This is a genomic window from Actinomyces sp. MRS3W, from assembly GCF_032465695.1.
Taxonomy (GTDB): domain Bacteria; phylum Actinomycetota; class Actinomycetes; order Actinomycetales; family Actinomycetaceae; genus Actinomyces.
The window spans coordinates 1-1171 of record NZ_JAWDJJ010000161.1; the positions used below are offsets into that span (position 1 = coordinate 1).

A 1171-nucleotide genomic window follows, 5' to 3' on the forward strand; every position below is an offset into this window, starting at 1 on the left:
ATCCTCGGCTACTCCGAGCCCGACACCGCCTACGGCGCCACCTTGGCGGCCTGGTTCTCCCGCCGCTACAACTGGCGCATCGACCCGGCGTGGAACGTCGTCACCCCCGGCGTCGTCCCCGCACTGGCGCTGGCGGTGCGCGCCTTGACCGAGCCCGGCGACGCCGTCGTCATTGAGGAGCCGGTGTACTACCCCTTCCGCGAGGTCGTCGAGCAGCAGGGCCGCCGCGTCGCCTCTGCCCCGCTCGTACGCGGGGCCGACGGCGTCTATCGCCGCAACCTCGACGCCCTCGACGCCGTCCTCGCCTCCAGCGGCGCACCCCTGCTCCTGCTGTGCAACCCGCACAACCCGGTGGGCCGGGTGTGGACCCGCACCGAGCTGACCGAGCTGGCCGAGATCACCCGCCGCCACGGCACACTCATCGTCTCCGACGAGGTCCATGCCGACCTCGCCCTGCCCGGCCACCGCACCACGCCCTTCGCCTCCCTGTCCGACGACGTCGCCGCCCGCACTATCACCTGCACTTCGCCGTCGAAATCCTTCAATCTGGCGGGGCTGCAAGTGGCCAACATCCTCATCTCCGACACCGTCCTGCGCGACCGCTTCCGGGCCGAACTCGCCGCCGTCGGCTACTCCCAGCCCAACGTGCTGGGGCTGACGGCCTGCCAGGCCGCCTACAAGTCCGGCGATGCCTGGCTGGACTCCCTGCGCGAGCACATTGACGCCGCCCGCCGCCACGTCATCCGTCGCCTGGAGCGCGTGCCCGGCATCGAAGTCTCCCCCTGCGAGGGCACCTACCTGCTGTGGCTGGACTGCACGGGCCTGCTGGCAGCAACCGGCCTGGCCGCCGACGAGCTGGATGAGTTCCTCACGGGTGAGGCCGGTCTCTGGCTCGACGACGGGGCCCTGTTCGGAACCGGTGGCGCGGGCTTCACCCGGCTCAATATCGCCTGCCCGCGCGCCACCCTCGATGAGGCGCTGGACCGCCTGGAGATCGCCGTTCATGCCCTCCTGGCCCGTCTTGCCGCCTGACCCCACCGCCCCCTCTCACCGAAACCGGCACTAATGACGTACCGAAACCGGCACATATGACGCACACTCAGCAACTTAGCCAGAAAGCCCTCATGACTCTCACCAACACCGCCGCACGACGCTCCCCGGCCCTCACGCC

1 protein-coding gene is annotated in these 1171 nt (G+C 70.2%); it reads left to right on the forward strand.

All coding sequences use genetic code 11. The features are described 5' to 3' along the window. Positions 1-1032 (forward strand): PatB family C-S lyase (locus RWX45_RS05795; RefSeq protein WP_316022820.1); only part of this gene is annotated, 1032 nt, incomplete at its 5' end. Between the last annotated feature and the right edge of the window lie 139 nt (positions 1033-1171).